The sequence below is a fragment of the Alkaliphilus metalliredigens QYMF genome (assembly GCF_000016985.1).
GTDB lineage: Bacteria > Bacillota > Clostridia > Peptostreptococcales > Natronincolaceae > Alkaliphilus_A > Alkaliphilus_A metalliredigens.
This window is the reverse complement of record NC_009633.1, coordinates 777,836-790,488: the sequence shown is the minus strand read 5'-3', so window position 1 is coordinate 790,488 and position 12,653 is coordinate 777,836. Positions and strand designations below refer to the sequence as shown.

Below are 12,653 nucleotides of genomic sequence, written 5' to 3'. Positions count from 1 at the left end.
TTAATTTATAGTATTACCTGATAGGAGGTGATACTATGCAGACCGAAAATGTTATCTTATTATTTAAGATGCTTATTCACAATGACACAAAAGTAAAGATTCAACTGAAAGAAGAAATAACTAGTGGAGGATATGAGTTAAATCAAGTGCTTGAAAAACTCGTCGAATCAATGGAATCAAAGTAAAACACGTAAAAGTAAACGGAGGGCGTTATAGCCCTCGTTTCAAAAACTGGCTATCATGCTTATTCTTTAATTCGATAAACTCCAATAGGAACTTTAACTCTTTTGTATTGTATTTTTTTATATGCGTCAATATTTTTTGATAAAGCACATTACATGAAAGTCGAGTATCACATGCCTTTTCATCAGCAGGAGATAATAAATAATCTGTCGTCACATTTAAGGTTGTTGAGAGTTTATATAAAGTCTCAATACTGACTCCCCTTTGTCCCCTCTCAATTAATCCCATATAGGAAGGAGATAGATCTAGTATTTCAGCTAATTCTTCTAATGTTAGATCTAGCAAGATTCGTTCCTTGCGAATTTTATTTCCTATTAATTTAAGATCAATTGACATATTATCACCTCATTAATAACTTTATACAGATAATATCTGCATTTCTACGGACTAAAAGAATTAATAAATAATTCTTTTAGAATTGACACCTGTGCCAATATGATTTAAAATTGTATTTAATGGCATAATACAGCTAATATTGTAGAAAATGGTTAATTATAAAAGATTTATTGTCTAAAAAAGTAGAAATTGAGGTAATTTATTTCATACTTACTTTATGATTAAGGGGGGCATATTATGCAATGCAAAATAAAAGAGAAATCAATATCAAGTATAGATAGCAATATCCCAAAACATAATTTCTCTTTAGAAATTTTTATACATTCTGTAAATGTAGCCAATATATCTTTGAAGATAGCAACGGCAATAGAATTGGTAAAAGTTGACAAAGATAAGTTATATAAAGCAGCATTATTTCATGATATGGGCAAAAGTAAAATTCCGCAATCGATTTTATACAAGGAAGATAAATTGACAAATGAGGAATGGCAAGTCATGAAAAAACATGCTCTCTACTCGGAAATGTTATTTAGAAATATAGTATGTGAAAATAAAGGAAATAAAGAAAATATAGAAATAGGAAAAATACTAAGACATCATCATGAAAATTGGGATGGCAGTGGATACCCCGATGAAAAATCAGGTGAGGACATACACTTGTATAGTCGAATCATAAGAATAGCAGATATATTTGACGCCATTACACAGTCTAGGGTTTATAGACCCTTTAAAATTAAAGATACAATGGAGTTAATGAAGAGGATGAAGGGTAAAGAAATAGACCCTTATATTTTTGATAAGAGCTATGATTTGCTTAGCAATTTACTAAATGAAGAATACAAGAAAAACACCAGCAATTGGAGCTGATGAGGGTTTAGAGTACATTAGGGACGGTTTTTATTGCTAAGATTTCTTGATTTCTTGATTAGTACATTCGTAGTACATTCGGGACGGTTCTTATTGCTAAGATTTCTTGATTTCTTGATTGCTTGTCTGGTAATCCCAGTTACTCTTGAAATCTGAAGAATAGAAACACCTTTAATTTCCTTGGCTTTTCCTAATATCTTATTACGCATATCTTTGTCTAGTTTTTGAAGGTCTGATATACTTCTTAAACATATCATGCTCTGAAATGTGCGTCAACGAGAACCGTTCCCACTGTCCTCCACTGTCCTTCGGAATAATCAAAAAGACCTATGCGTATTAGAAACAATTCTACGCGTAGGCTTTTATCATTTCAACTCATCCTCGAAGAAGTATTTTAAAATTATTCACGATGATATCGATCTAACATCCCCTCTAGCATTCTTGCATGTCTTGCTTCATCCTTGGCAGACTCATTAAAATAATCCCTAGCTGTATGTAAGCCTAGTTCCTCAGCCTTTTCAGCCGCTTCCTTTTTCCCTTGATTTGCAAAGGTTTCACCCTCTAGCATTTGCTTGATATTTTCAAATAAATCTGTTTGAATAACACCATTTAATTCAGCAAATCTGCCTGCATGCTCAGCTTCCTCCCACGCAATGGTCTTTAATACCTCTGCAATTTCTGGATAGCCCTCCCTTTGAGCAAGTCTTGCCATGGCTATGTATATGCCCACCTCACTGGTTTCTCCATTAAAATTTTGCTTCACCATTCTTTCTAAAGGTGTTCCCTTAGTTTCTCCAATAACGCTTTCAATTGTTAAACTTCTTTTTTCCATCTTAATTCTCCTTCTTTCCTTGAATTTCTTTAAAGGCAGTGTAGATTTTATCTGCTATTACCTTATTTGTAGATTGTAAATCTGTAAAGTATACAAGGGTGCTTCCCTTATAGTCCTGTTCTTGCCCAATTAAAGCAATTTCCATTGCACTACGAATAATATTAATAATACAGTCCTCATCGTGATATAAGTGACAATTTTTACATTGGTTTAGCGTAAAGACAATGGCGTTGATTAATGTCTCTTCATCAAATGCCTTCAAATCATCATAGGGAATGTCATCCATTCCTCCGTCTATAAATTCATCCTGCTGTTTGAAGGTAGTCAACAGAGACTGCTTACAATAGCCTACCAAGCATTTCTCCTTATCACAAGTCTCACAGACATTTTCTGTCAGACAGCATTTTCCCATTTCTTGAATCAATACATTAAAATCAATATTCCCTTCCATACTTAGCCTCCTTTTCTTCGCTATTTCTAAATACCCGAATCAATTGATTGCTAAACAAAAATGTTCTATCCTTTTCTAGCACAGCACTACGCAGCACTAGGGACGATTCTCATTGCTGAGATTTTTTGATTACTTGTCTAGTAATCCCTGTTATTCTTGAAATCTGAAGGATAGAAATACCTTCAATTTCCTTGGTTTTTCCTAATATCTTATTTCGCATATCTTTTTCAAGTTTTTGAAGGTCTGATATGTTTTTTAAATTGCCAATTTCTTTAATCCTTTCTCTTGCTTTTTCGTCAGATATCCTTAACGTATTTACAATCTCTAGACATTGGTCATCACTAAGCTCATTCATATAATGTATATATCTTCTTGTCGCCATATCTTTTTCTTTTCCCAGCATCTCCAAGTAAAATTCAACATCGCTGATGCCATGTCCTTCAATATAATCATTGTAACTGCTCCATTTATATTCGTTTATACCTGATATTTTTGCTTTCACAGGATTCTGATGTATATACCTTATGACTGTGTGAAGATATGAGTCTGTTTCTACTACTTCACTTTTATATCGATCTTGAAACAAATGTCCATTTCTCTCATATTTCCAATTGAAATAATGTACATAGCTTGTGCCAATCTTTTTAAATATCTTTGATAGTTCTGCTTCTTTTTCTTGAATTAATAAATGAACGTGATTATTCATTAGACAATATGCATATACTTCAAAATCAAGCTCATTTTTATATCTTGTAATCGTTTCTAAGTATCTTTGCCTATCATCATCATCTTCAAAAATATCCTGTTGGTTTATACCTCGTACCATCACATGATAAATTCCTGTTTTACTTTTTTCTCTTGCTTCCCTTGGCATATCTACCACCCCTACTTAAACATATCATGCTCTGAAATACACGTCAACGAGAACCGTCCCCATTGCACTCACTGTTTTGGGCATAGAAAAGCCCTAAAGCAATTGCTCTAGAGCCGGGAGCTTTTTCAGCTCCTTATATTAAATTTCTATATTCTCTTCTTCCATCGACGATCGCATAGATAATAACTGTTTCTTCCTCTTCGTCTATCCTATAAAAGACTAGGTGTTTTTCAACTGTTACTACTCTATATCCTCGCTTCTTTAAAATAGAATACCTTGGGATGCTTCCTGATTTAGGGAACTCCTGTAGACGATTGATAGCAGCTTCTATTTTATCCAGATACTTAAGAGCAACTTCCACATCGCCTGAATCATCTGCAATATAGAATATAATGTCTCTAAGCTGATCCTCTGCTTTATCCGTTCTTAAAATTTTATACATCTTCATTATTCCTCTTCATTAAAGATTCGCGAAGATCATCAAAGGAATCCTGCATTGAGCCTATTCTACCTTTCACCACATCTTCTTCTGCATCTGTAAGTGTTTTAAGCAATTCTAATTCAGCTCTCATTTGCTTGTAATCCTGTAGGCCCAGAACTGCTGTGTCTCCACGACCATTTACAGTAATAATAACTGCTTCTCTTGTTTCTTTACACTGCTTAGCAATTTCGTTATAGTGATTTCTTAAATCCGATGATGGTCTGATATTTGCTTCCATGATCTCACCCCTTTTTAACGTTTCTATATATTCATATTATATCATTATTTGCATATATTATAAATATAAAATTTAAAATACACTAAGCTTTATAAAGCCTAATTTTCTAAGGTTTTTACCTGTTGATTGATGTTTTCGATTTCTTCATTAGACAATTCTTCATCTATTACTCTTTGAGCTAGCTCCCTCATTTGAAAAAGCTTTTCTTCTATCAAGTCTAACATTTGGATTCTGTACTTTACCTTTTCTAGCTGCTGTTCCATTTCTTTTTTCACTTGTTCTTGGTCTTCCATTTTATCATTCTTATTGGTTTGAATTATAGCTTGATGTCTAAATTACTTCCCACACTGGGACTCACGGATTGCTCCATCATCTTTGTATTGGCATCTAGCATTTTAGCTAGATCCTCTACTGGTGCCTTAGCAGAATCCATTGCCATTTTCATTACCGACATGCTGGCTTCCTGCTGGATCTTCATTTGACTTAGTCCCATTGATAGTGCTGCTATGTCCATGGGTTCAGCTCCTTTCATTGTCTTTAAATTATCTACAAATTTTGTTACTGATAATTATCATTGTAATAAGTTAAGTTCCTGGCACCATCGATTTCCAATAGGCTAAAAAATAAAACCTAAAGCCATAAGCCCTAGGTTTACCAATATTTTTCTCTAAAATATATATCATTATTAGTATCTAATATATAGTTAATTTTGTTGTGATTTAACTCTTTTTTCTATTTCTCTAAGTTCTTCTAATGGTATGTCTGTAATTTCTGCTATAAAATCTAAATCCGCACCATTCCTGAAAGCTTTTTCCGCTGTTTCAATTTTAGCCTGCTTCTTAGCATAAGCAAGCTTAGAAATTTCATCTCTTCTAGCCTTTTCTCTAGCTCTATAGGCTTCTAGCAGCTTTTCATCGGCACTTACAGTTTCTAAGGACTCTATTACTTTACTCATACTCTCACTCCTCCTTTTCAACCTTTCAATCTTCTCCTCATTACCTGCTTTCCCAGCTTCTTTTAGGAAAGCAATCCATAATTCTATTCCCTCTAACGCTTCTATTTGTTTTGCTTCTGCTAACTTAGGTACCTCTAAATAATGAATTTGCAGATCTTCTGTTAGGGTAAAATGTTCTTCTCTTTCTAATAACTTAAAATGGGTATGGAGTTTTTTACTTTCGTGGATAGCGTCATAATCCATGATATTAATAACGATTGTCTTTTTTAATTCCTCATAGGGTTCTGCTTCCCCTATGGTTTCTGCATAGGTCTTTGCCCAGTAATAGAGACTTCTCTTTCTATAACTTACCTCTGGCTTTACCTGAACCTCAATGTTTACTCGTTCTCCCTTTTCTGTCTCAGCTTTAATATCTAGTACAGACAATTTGTCAAATTCGTACTCTTTATAATTAAATGGGTTTAGGTACTTTACACTTGCAATCAAGTCTTCTCCCTTTGCCCTTAAGGTGTCATTCAGTAGTTCTATCAGTAATTGCTTACTTGTAGCATCTTCTCTTCCAAATAGAGCTTTAAATACAAAATCATTCATTGGACTTAATAATTTCATCTTCATCACTTCCCGTCAGAACATTTCTTCTATATTTCTATTTTACCACAAAACATGCATTTGTAACCATCGCTATTTTTATTCTAAGGGGTACGAGGTATTCCGCACAGCAAAAAAGACCCTTTCTCAGAGCCTTTAGGTTTTCATGATTCTATTCTATATTATGAGATTCCATTGCTTTCACTGTTTAGGAGTTTCACTTGCTTTTCTAAGGTTTTTACCTGTTGATTGATGTTTTCGATTTCTTCATCGGTTAATTCTTCCTCTATGACCCTTTGTGCTAGCTCTCTCATTTCAAAGAGCTTTTCCTCTATCAAATCAAGGATTTTAATTCTGTACTTTACCTTTTCTAGTTCCTGTTTCATTTCTTTTTTTACTTGCTCTTTATCTTCCATTTTATCATTACTATTGCTTTGAATTATAGCTTGATGTCTAGATTGCTGCCTACATTAGGACTCACTGACTGCTCCATCATCTTTGTTAGCTCCTCTACTGGGGCCTTGCCTGCATCCATTGCCATTTTCATGACGGATATACTGGCTTCCTGTTGGATTTTCATTTGATTTAGTCCCATTGATAATGCTGCGATATCCATGGTATTAGCTCCTTTCTTTTAGAAAATATCGTAGTTTCGAATTCATTCGAAATTTGATTTTGTAGCATTTCATGGTTTGTCCATTCTTACTTCGATTTCAATCGAGGTCATTCAAAATCAAAGCAAATTGATTACCCTTATGATAATAATATTTGTGGATGGTCAATGAGAACCGTCCCTATTGTACCCTATTGTACCGTCCCTATTGTACTGTACTATTCTATTGTATTCTATGCTCGAATGAATTTGAACCTACGGGTAATGTATTTAATGGTTGTCTGGCACTTGGCCCACCTCCCATGAGATCCTGGTACTAGAAGTTCACAGGAAAAATAACCTTACCCACTCTATCGATATGTTCCTTCAAATCTTGATTTTCCAAATTGTAATAATCTACAACATCAAAAAAATATGGTAAAGGCCCCTCTTCTTCAAGCTTAGCTTTAAGAGTCGATATAGTATCAAACGAAACCCCTTCTCCATAGATTGCTATATCCACATCGGATCCCCTTTTATAGCTTCCCTCGGCCCTTGAACCAAATACAACTGCTTTTTCTATTTCATCAAAATCTTTAATTACATTAATTATATATTTTAAATCATCTTCTTTGAGTCCTGTATTCATCACAGTTCCTCCAGTTTATTGCAAAGTTCGACAATAATATAATAATATCTTTCCTTAATTAGCATTTCAGCCTCTGCTGCTTTTTCTTCATCATATGTATGGGCCATCAAATTTCTCTTTTCTAAGGCATCAATCCATGTATGACCATCAGTTATTAACTCAGACTGAAAAGCTGTTTGTATTGTGTTTCTTGGAGTTTTTAGAATAAAGCCTTCTCTTTCTAAATAGTCCTTCATCGTCTTCCATCCTAATTCAAACGTATACTCAAAACACTGTATGAGTCCCTGAACCTCAAACTTATTTAGCTCTTCTTTTTCTATAAATTCAGTAAGTTGTTCTGTAGCCTTTTTGAAATTAGAAAATCTTTGTTTCCACCTAATATCTTTATCCATAATTACAACACCATCCTTTAGGTTTTTATATAGTTAAGCTCCAAACTATTTTCCCTAAATTTACTATACTATGTCCTATTTAATATTCTACCATAAAGTAGAAAGTCATAACATCGATTAGATGGATAAGTTCCCAGAATACAAAGCTTAACTTCACAATTTATCTTTTATTTGTAGCTTCTATATCAATGAAAGATTTCCATCATGATCAAGCCAAGTATTTTAGCTAGATCCCCAGACTGTCCTTTCGCAGAATCCATTGCCATTTTCATGACGGATACGCTGGCTTCCTGCTGGATATTCATTTGATTAAATCCCATTGATAGTGCTGCGATGTTCATGGGTTCATCTCCTTTCCTTTATCAGAGAATACATTTCCTCTACTATTAGGAAACAATGTAGGTCTTAATGTCTCTTCTACTTCACGCTTCCAGTTCTTAAAGGCTGGTTCTAGGGTAAACTGCATGATTTCCACTGCTCTTTGTCCTTTAGTATTTTCATATTCCTTAATCATGACATTTAAGGCATTCTTAAGTTTATCCATCCTTACTGTAATGCTATTGTCTTCTAGTTTAGGTAGAATTGAGTTAAGTGATCCTTCTATGCTGGCAAAGGCATTTGTTAGATCCAGCAGTACATTTATGGTTTCTTCTGTTTTTAGTTCCTTTAGTTTTCCTTTGATATACATAAGTCCTTCTTCCATGGTCTCTAGTAACTCTAAGGTGTTTTTGATTACTTCTATTTCTTGCTCTTTCATTATGGCACCTACTTTCTTATTTCCATTATTTATTCTAAACAGGTTTCACGGCTAGGTTAGCAACGAGAACCGTCCCCATTATACTCTATTATTTCCATTATTTATTCTAAACAGTTTTCATGACTAGGTTGACAGCAAGAACCGTCCCCATTGTACTTCCATTATGACTGGTAGGAAAATAGATGGCTTAGGTTAGCCTTTAGAATGGTTTTTTTCTACTGCTTCTAACTCAGGGTACACTTCGTAGAAAACAAGAAAAAAAGACCCTACTCAGAGTCTTCAGGTATTCATAATTCTATTATATATTAAGAGATTCCATTGCTTTCACTGTTTAGGAGTTTAAATTGCTTTTCTAAGGTTTTCACCTGTTGATTGATGTTTTCGATTTCTTCATTAGACAATTCTTCATCTATTACTCTTTGAGCTAGCTCCCTCATTTGAAAAAGCTTTTCTTCTATCAGGTCTAACATTTGGATTCTGTACTTTATCTTTTCTAGCTGCTGTTCCATTTCTTTTTTCACTTGTTCTTGGTCTTCCATTTTATCATTCCTATTGGTTTGAATTATAGCTTGATGTCTAGATTACTTCCCACACTGGGACTCACGGATTGCTCCATCATCTTTGTATTGGCATCTAGTATTTTAGCCAAATCCTCTACTGGGGCATTCCCTGCATCCATTGCCATTTTCATGACGGATATACTGGCTTCCTGCTAGATCTTCATTTGATTAAGTCCCATTGATAGTGCTGCTATGTCCATGGGTTCAACTCCTTTCTTTTATCAGAGAATCAATTCGCCTCTACTATTAGGAAACAATGTAGGGTCTTAATGTCTCTTCTACTTCACGCTTCCAGTTCTTAAAGGCTGGTTCTAGGGTAAACTGCATGATTTCCACTGCTCTTTGTCCTTTAGTATTTTCATATTCCTTAATCATGACATCTAAGGCATCTCTTAGTACATCTGTCTTTATTGGCATATCATTCTTCTCTAATTTAAGTAGGATTGGATTAATGGATTGCTCTATGCTGGCAAAGGCATTTGTCAGGTCTAGCAAAACATTTATTGTTTCCTCTGTTTTTAGTTCATTTAGTTTTCCTTTGATATAGACGAGGCCTTCTTCCATGGTCTCTAGTAACTCTAAGCTGGTTTTGATTACTATTATTTCTTCTTTTTTCATTGGGTCACCAACTTTCTCTTTTAATTATTTATTCTACGAGATTTCTATGATGCGACAAAAGTATTTCATTATACTTGTTCTAGCATAATTCTTTTTAGGTGACAACACGAACCGTCCCCATTGTCCCGCGAACCGTCCCCATTGTCCCGCCTAATCTAATAGTCCTATCCTTTTAGCTCTCTCCCTACCATCATTCTCAAAAAACATATTAAATATTTTCTCAGCCACTTTCTTTGAGTAAGCTCCGTTTATAACCTGTGGCCATCGTTTTGAATCTTTTATGTTCACAACCCTTGGGTATTCCTCTTTTTGAATAAAGCGACATTTGATTGTTTTATACCCTAAGGCAACTAAGGCTGCCATTCTATGTTGACCTTCGGTAACAATGAATCGATAATCCCCCTTAGTTTTCAACATATACCCACTAATGTAACCGTCAGCAAAGCCTTCAGGCTGATATCCAACAGATTTAATCAATTCACAATTGATAATAATTCTTTGAAATTCGTTTTTACCAAACTCATGGGAGTTAGGGCCAAAGAAATGATTTCCTCCTGGTCGTGTCTCTCCAAATTTTTGATCTATAATTACTTTATTTCGTGTATTCCAAGTCCAAGGATAACCGATCCAGCCTTTATTTATGGGATTAAGAGGACTATGTTTAGGGTCTAAAAGAGCTTGCTGTAAATTTTGAGGCTGGAACTTTTCATAGTACATCTTTAATATAGATTCTTCATAGGTTAAATTTTCTTTTTCCAAATATTCCTGCGCTAATGCTACAAATGGGTGCCATCCATGTTCTTCATATCCAAATGCAAATTTATCTCTACATTTTTCTATTTCAACTTCTATTACATCAGATTTACTATTAATGGTCTCCAAGGCAATGGGTATGGAAAAATACTTTCTTTCTTCTTTATTCTCAATTAATAAGATTTTTTCTGATGATTCATTTTCTTCATGAATATTAATAAGCCTAACTTTTTTTTCTGCCTTTCTAGCCTTTTCTAATATCAAAAGTTCTAACTGTTTATATTTATCTATATTTAAATCAGGAATTCTAATAAATGCCTGTTTCTTTACTCTATTAATTATATTTTCTATCATATAAAATAGTTCTTCTTGATCATATTGCTCATACCAAGCCTCTGATTCCGGGACTAATATAATTGCATCATAATCTGATAGCAATGCAACATGTTTTACTTCTAATTTATTATGATAAAATTGTGCTTTAGACTGTCTAGGATTAAAAAGATTGTCCTGCCATTCCTTGCTAATGATCTCTAGTAACGCTAGTTTTCTAGAATCAATTGCCGTAACATCAAATCCATAGAAATTTAAATTTTTACTAATCAAGCCGGTTCCAAACTCTATTTCTAGAATTCTTTCATTGCTGATATCTAGATGCTTAGTTATAGCCTCTAGTATTGTTTTTCTTTCTATTATTCTTTGAAGATCAAATTTCATCTCCAATACTTTTGTTCCATAACGTACTTGCGTTTTAATTTTTTTATTTCCATCTTCTTCTATAATAATACTTCTACCTGCAAAATAATCTTTTATTCCTTCTAACGCTTGTATAACATCTTGAATTTGCTGAGGATTTTCAGCATTATACTGGGCTGTGGTATATGAATAATAAGCTTCTAAAAATTCTCCTTTTTGTTCATATATATAACCTAGATTGTAGAGAATATCAAAATCTAATGGTTTTATTTTCAATCCATTTTCTAGTATTTCTTTTGCTTTTTCTAGATCTCCTGTTAATATAAATATCATGGCTTTTAAATTATATATATCAATATCCGTAGGTACTACTTTTTCATATTTTTGTAGCAGACTCATAGCTTCTTGATAGTGGCCCTGTTCTATAAAGTTCTTAATTCCATCTTTAATATTTTTACTTTTCTCCTTCATTTTAACACCTCCTATTTTAATAATAAAAGAGCCAGAGGAAATACTCCCCTGACCCTCGATTGTTATTAGTATATATTTATTTATCCTAATAATTGAAGAACTGACTGCGGTGCCTGATTTGCTTGCGCTAACATAGCTGTTGATGCTTGTTGTAAAATGTTTTGCTTAGTTAATTCCATCATTTCTTTAGCCATGTCTACGTCTCTAACTCTTGACTCAGAAGCTTGTAGATTTTCAGATACATTATCTAAGTTAGAAATCGTATGCTCTAGTCTATTTTGAACCGCACCAAGCATAGATCTTTCTTTAGATACTCTTTCTAGCGCTGTATTAATGGTTGTAATTGCTTCATCTGCTTTTGCCTGGCTAGAAATATCAATACCACTAGCTGCTGATGCTTCCACGTCTAATTCCCAGTTATTCAAATCTACATCGGCTATACCAGCTGAACCATTTGTTATAGCAGTTCCACTAACGGTTCCATTGGCTATTGCAGAAAGACCATACTCTCCTCCAGCCGCATTGATGGCATTCATAATATCTTGATCACTTGCTTGAACAAGACCAGTAGATCCAGTAGACGTTGGTGCTGCTTGAGCTAAAGTAACCGTAAGTACATCTCCATCAGTATTCCATGCTGCTGTTGTGCTCGTTACAGCAGCACCATCAGCCACTTGTATAGCTGCAAACTCAACTGTTACATCTTCTCCCGTTCTACTTTGAATTTGTACATTATCTACATTATCAAGGTCTTGTGCTTCATATACTTCACCTTGCACTTTTAAAGAATCTGCATCCATCGCTGCAATCTTTAATTCCATGTTTTGTCCTTCGTTAGCTCCAATATGGAATTTTCCTTCAAACTCTCCACCTAATAGGTTTTTTGTATTAAACTCTGTGTTATCAGCAATTCTTGTGATTTCTGTTGCTAATTGATCCATTTCAGCTTGTAGTGCATCACGGTCTTCTTGCACGTTTGTATCATTGGAAGATTGTACTGATAATTCTCTCATTCTTTGTAGAATAGAGTGAGTCTCGTTTAAAGCACCCTCTGCTGTTTGAATTAAAGAAATACCATCTTGTGCATTTCTAGAAGCTTGATCTAAACCACGAATCTGTCCTCTCATCTTTTCACTGATAGAAAGACCTGCTGCATCGTCTCCAGCTCTGTTGATTCTAAAGCCTGAAGATAATTTTTCCATTGACTTTGCACCATTTGCTTGTGCACTACCCAACTGACGATGTGTGTTCATTGCCATTAAGTTATTATTAATTCTCATTTGTTATTCCTCCTTGAATT

23 protein-coding genes are annotated in these 12,653 nt (G+C 34.3%); 2 read left to right on the top strand and 21 right to left on the bottom strand.

Going from position 1 to position 12,653, the window contains the following annotated elements; genetic code table 11:
- Positions 1–35: 35 nt before the first annotated feature.
- Entirely contained in the window at positions 36–185 is a 150-nt protein-coding gene (locus tag AMET_RS25520) for a hypothetical protein (RefSeq protein WP_157047142.1), read from the top strand.
- Between the two features lie 25 nt (positions 186–210).
- On the opposite strand, the gene AMET_RS24105 is transcribed toward AMET_RS25520, so the two are convergent.
- Positions 211–579, bottom strand: a complete 369-nt coding sequence (locus tag AMET_RS24105; RefSeq protein ID WP_012062021.1) for a helix-turn-helix domain-containing protein — start codon at positions 577–579, stop codon at positions 211–213.
- A gap of 237 nt (positions 580–816) precedes the next feature.
- On the opposite strand from AMET_RS24105, the gene AMET_RS03720 reads away from it, so the two are divergent.
- Entirely contained in the window at positions 817–1,446 is a 630-nt protein-coding gene (locus AMET_RS03720; protein ID WP_012062020.1) for an HD-GYP domain-containing protein, read from the top strand.
- A gap of 17 nt (positions 1,447–1,463) precedes the next feature.
- Here AMET_RS03720 and AMET_RS26155 read toward each other — a convergent pair whose 3' ends face one another.
- The 20 genes from AMET_RS26155 to AMET_RS03635 form a co-directional block, all read right to left on the bottom strand.
- Complete coding sequence (locus AMET_RS26155) at positions 1,464–1,703, bottom strand: hypothetical protein (RefSeq protein WP_012062019.1); 240 nt, start codon at positions 1,701–1,703, stop codon at positions 1,464–1,466.
- Between the two features lie 143 nt (positions 1,704–1,846).
- Positions 1,847–2,278, bottom strand: coding sequence for a ferritin-like domain-containing protein (locus tag AMET_RS03715; protein ID WP_012062018.1), 432 nt, complete (start codon positions 2,276–2,278; stop codon positions 1,847–1,849).
- A gap of 1 nt (position 2,279) precedes the next feature.
- The gene (locus AMET_RS03710; protein WP_012062017.1) at positions 2,280–2,729 is read right to left on the bottom strand and encodes a hypothetical protein; all 450 of its coding nucleotides are present in this window, start codon (positions 2,727–2,729) and stop codon (positions 2,280–2,282) included.
- Between the two features lie 109 nt (positions 2,730–2,838).
- On the bottom strand, positions 2,839–3,603 hold the full coding sequence (locus AMET_RS03705) for a transposase (protein WP_012062016.1): 765 nt from the start codon (positions 3,601–3,603) through the stop codon (positions 2,839–2,841).
- Between the two features lie 133 nt (positions 3,604–3,736).
- Entirely contained in the window at positions 3,737–4,051 is a 315-nt protein-coding gene (locus AMET_RS03700; RefSeq protein WP_041720313.1) for a type II toxin-antitoxin system RelE/ParE family toxin, read from the bottom strand.
- A complete protein-coding gene (locus tag AMET_RS03695) occupies positions 4,038–4,322 on the bottom strand; it encodes a type II toxin-antitoxin system Phd/YefM family antitoxin (protein ID WP_012062014.1) in 285 nt (94 codons plus the stop codon). Before AMET_RS03695 ends, AMET_RS03700 begins: the two co-directional genes overlap by 14 nt.
- Before the next feature lie 98 nt (positions 4,323–4,420).
- The gene (locus tag AMET_RS03690) at positions 4,421–4,615 is read right to left on the bottom strand and encodes a hypothetical protein (RefSeq protein WP_012062013.1); all 195 of its coding nucleotides are present in this window, start codon (positions 4,613–4,615) and stop codon (positions 4,421–4,423) included.
- A gap of 23 nt (positions 4,616–4,638) precedes the next feature.
- A complete protein-coding gene (locus AMET_RS03685) occupies positions 4,639–4,836 on the bottom strand; it encodes a YjfB family protein (protein WP_012062012.1) in 198 nt (65 codons plus the stop codon).
- Between the two features lie 189 nt (positions 4,837–5,025).
- Positions 5,026–5,886 (bottom strand): Rpn family recombination-promoting nuclease/putative transposase, encoded by an 861-nt coding sequence (locus AMET_RS03680; protein WP_041720311.1) that lies wholly within the window; start codon positions 5,884–5,886, stop codon positions 5,026–5,028.
- Positions 5,887–6,047: 161 nt separating this feature from the next.
- Positions 6,048–6,281 (bottom strand): hypothetical protein, encoded by a 234-nt coding sequence (locus tag AMET_RS03675; protein WP_012062010.1) that lies wholly within the window; start codon positions 6,279–6,281, stop codon positions 6,048–6,050.
- 23 nt (positions 6,282–6,304) lie between these two features.
- On the bottom strand, positions 6,305–6,481 hold the full coding sequence (locus AMET_RS24805) for a YjfB family protein (protein ID WP_012062009.1): 177 nt from the start codon (positions 6,479–6,481) through the stop codon (positions 6,305–6,307).
- A 313-nt stretch (positions 6,482–6,794) separates the two neighbouring features.
- Positions 6,795–7,106 (bottom strand): nucleotidyltransferase domain-containing protein, encoded by a 312-nt coding sequence (locus AMET_RS03670; RefSeq protein WP_012062008.1) that lies wholly within the window; start codon positions 7,104–7,106, stop codon positions 6,795–6,797.
- The gene (locus AMET_RS03665) at positions 7,106–7,498 is read right to left on the bottom strand and encodes a nucleotidyltransferase substrate binding protein (RefSeq protein WP_012062007.1); all 393 of its coding nucleotides are present in this window, start codon (positions 7,496–7,498) and stop codon (positions 7,106–7,108) included. The genes AMET_RS03670 and AMET_RS03665 overlap by 1 nt, the downstream gene beginning before the upstream one ends.
- A 185-nt stretch (positions 7,499–7,683) precedes the next feature.
- Positions 7,684–7,839: a YjfB family protein gene (locus tag AMET_RS24800; RefSeq protein ID WP_012062006.1), complete on the bottom strand. Its 156-nt coding sequence runs from the start codon at positions 7,837–7,839 to the stop codon at positions 7,684–7,686.
- Entirely contained in the window at positions 7,836–8,255 is a 420-nt protein-coding gene (locus AMET_RS03660; protein WP_012062005.1) for a hypothetical protein, read from the bottom strand. Before AMET_RS03660 ends, AMET_RS24800 begins: the two co-directional genes overlap by 4 nt.
- Positions 8,256–8,560: 305 nt before the next feature.
- Positions 8,561–8,794, bottom strand: a complete 234-nt coding sequence (locus AMET_RS03655) for a hypothetical protein (protein ID WP_012062004.1) — start codon at positions 8,792–8,794, stop codon at positions 8,561–8,563.
- A 23-nt stretch (positions 8,795–8,817) separates the two neighbouring features.
- Positions 8,818–8,955 carry a YjfB family protein gene (locus AMET_RS03650; protein ID WP_278184253.1) on the bottom strand — a complete coding sequence of 46 codons (138 nt, stop codon included), beginning with the start codon at positions 8,953–8,955 and terminating at the stop codon, positions 8,818–8,820.
- A gap of 106 nt (positions 8,956–9,061) precedes the next feature.
- Complete coding sequence (locus AMET_RS03645) at positions 9,062–9,433, bottom strand: hypothetical protein (protein ID WP_012062002.1); 372 nt, start codon at positions 9,431–9,433, stop codon at positions 9,062–9,064.
- 150 nt (positions 9,434–9,583) lie between these two features.
- On the bottom strand, positions 9,584–11,353 hold the full coding sequence (locus AMET_RS03640) for a tetratricopeptide repeat protein (protein ID WP_012062001.1): 1,770 nt from the start codon (positions 11,351–11,353) through the stop codon (positions 9,584–9,586).
- Between the two features lie 80 nt (positions 11,354–11,433).
- Entirely contained in the window at positions 11,434–12,633 is a 1,200-nt protein-coding gene (locus AMET_RS03635) for a flagellin N-terminal helical domain-containing protein (protein WP_012062000.1), read from the bottom strand.
- Between the last annotated feature and the right edge of the window lie 20 nt (positions 12,634–12,653).

Coding starts and splice junctions, on each gene's coding strand:
- AMET_RS03690 (WP_012062013.1), bottom strand. CDS start 4,615: ATGGAAGACCAAGAACAAGTGAAAAAAGAAATGGAACAGCAGCTAGAA.
- AMET_RS03700 (WP_041720313.1), bottom strand. CDS start 4,051: ATGAAGATGTATAAAATTTTAAGAACGGATAAAGCAGAGGATCAGCTT.
- AMET_RS03710 (WP_012062017.1), bottom strand. CDS start 2,729: ATGGAAGGGAATATTGATTTTAATGTATTGATTCAAGAAATGGGAAAA.
- AMET_RS24805 (WP_012062009.1), bottom strand. CDS start 6,481: ATGGATATCGCAGCATTATCAATGGGACTAAATCAAATGAAAATCCAA.
- AMET_RS03720 (WP_012062020.1), top strand. CDS start 817: ATGCAATGCAAAATAAAAGAGAAATCAATATCAAGTATAGATAGCAAT.
- AMET_RS03680 (WP_041720311.1), bottom strand. CDS start 5,886: ATGAAATTATTAAGTCCAATGAATGATTTTGTATTTAAAGCTCTATTT.
- AMET_RS03685 (WP_012062012.1), bottom strand. CDS start 4,836: ATGGACATAGCAGCACTATCAATGGGACTAAGTCAAATGAAGATCCAG.
- AMET_RS03640 (WP_012062001.1), bottom strand. CDS start 11,353: ATGAAGGAGAAAAGTAAAAATATTAAAGATGGAATTAAGAACTTTATA.
- AMET_RS03660 (WP_012062005.1), bottom strand. CDS start 8,255: ATGAAAGAGCAAGAAATAGAAGTAATCAAAAACACCTTAGAGTTACTA.
- AMET_RS03655 (WP_012062004.1), bottom strand. CDS start 8,794: ATGGAAGACCAAGAACAAGTGAAAAAAGAAATGGAACAGCAGCTAGAA.
- AMET_RS03635 (WP_012062000.1), bottom strand. CDS start 12,633: ATGAGAATTAATAATAACTTAATGGCAATGAACACACATCGTCAGTTG.
- AMET_RS03695 (WP_012062014.1), bottom strand. CDS start 4,322: ATGGAAGCAAATATCAGACCATCATCGGATTTAAGAAATCACTATAAC.
- AMET_RS03670 (WP_012062008.1), bottom strand. CDS start 7,106: ATGAATACAGGACTCAAAGAAGATGATTTAAAATATATAATTAATGTA.
- AMET_RS03705 (WP_012062016.1), bottom strand. CDS start 3,603: ATGCCAAGGGAAGCAAGAGAAAAAAGTAAAACAGGAATTTATCATGTG.
- AMET_RS24105 (WP_012062021.1), bottom strand. CDS start 579: ATGTCAATTGATCTTAAATTAATAGGAAATAAAATTCGCAAGGAACGA.
- AMET_RS03665 (WP_012062007.1), bottom strand. CDS start 7,498: ATGGATAAAGATATTAGGTGGAAACAAAGATTTTCTAATTTCAAAAAG.
- AMET_RS03645 (WP_012062002.1), bottom strand. CDS start 9,433: ATGAAAAAAGAAGAAATAATAGTAATCAAAACCAGCTTAGAGTTACTA.
- AMET_RS03715 (WP_012062018.1), bottom strand. CDS start 2,278: ATGGAAAAAAGAAGTTTAACAATTGAAAGCGTTATTGGAGAAACTAAG.
- AMET_RS03675 (WP_012062010.1), bottom strand. CDS start 6,281: ATGGAAGATAAAGAGCAAGTAAAAAAAGAAATGAAACAGGAACTAGAA.
- AMET_RS25520 (WP_157047142.1), top strand. CDS start 36: ATGCAGACCGAAAATGTTATCTTATTATTTAAGATGCTTATTCACAAT.
- AMET_RS24800 (WP_012062006.1), bottom strand. CDS start 7,839: ATGAACATCGCAGCACTATCAATGGGATTTAATCAAATGAATATCCAG.
- AMET_RS26155 (WP_012062019.1), bottom strand. CDS start 1,703: ATGATATGTTTAAGAAGTATATCAGACCTTCAAAAACTAGACAAAGAT.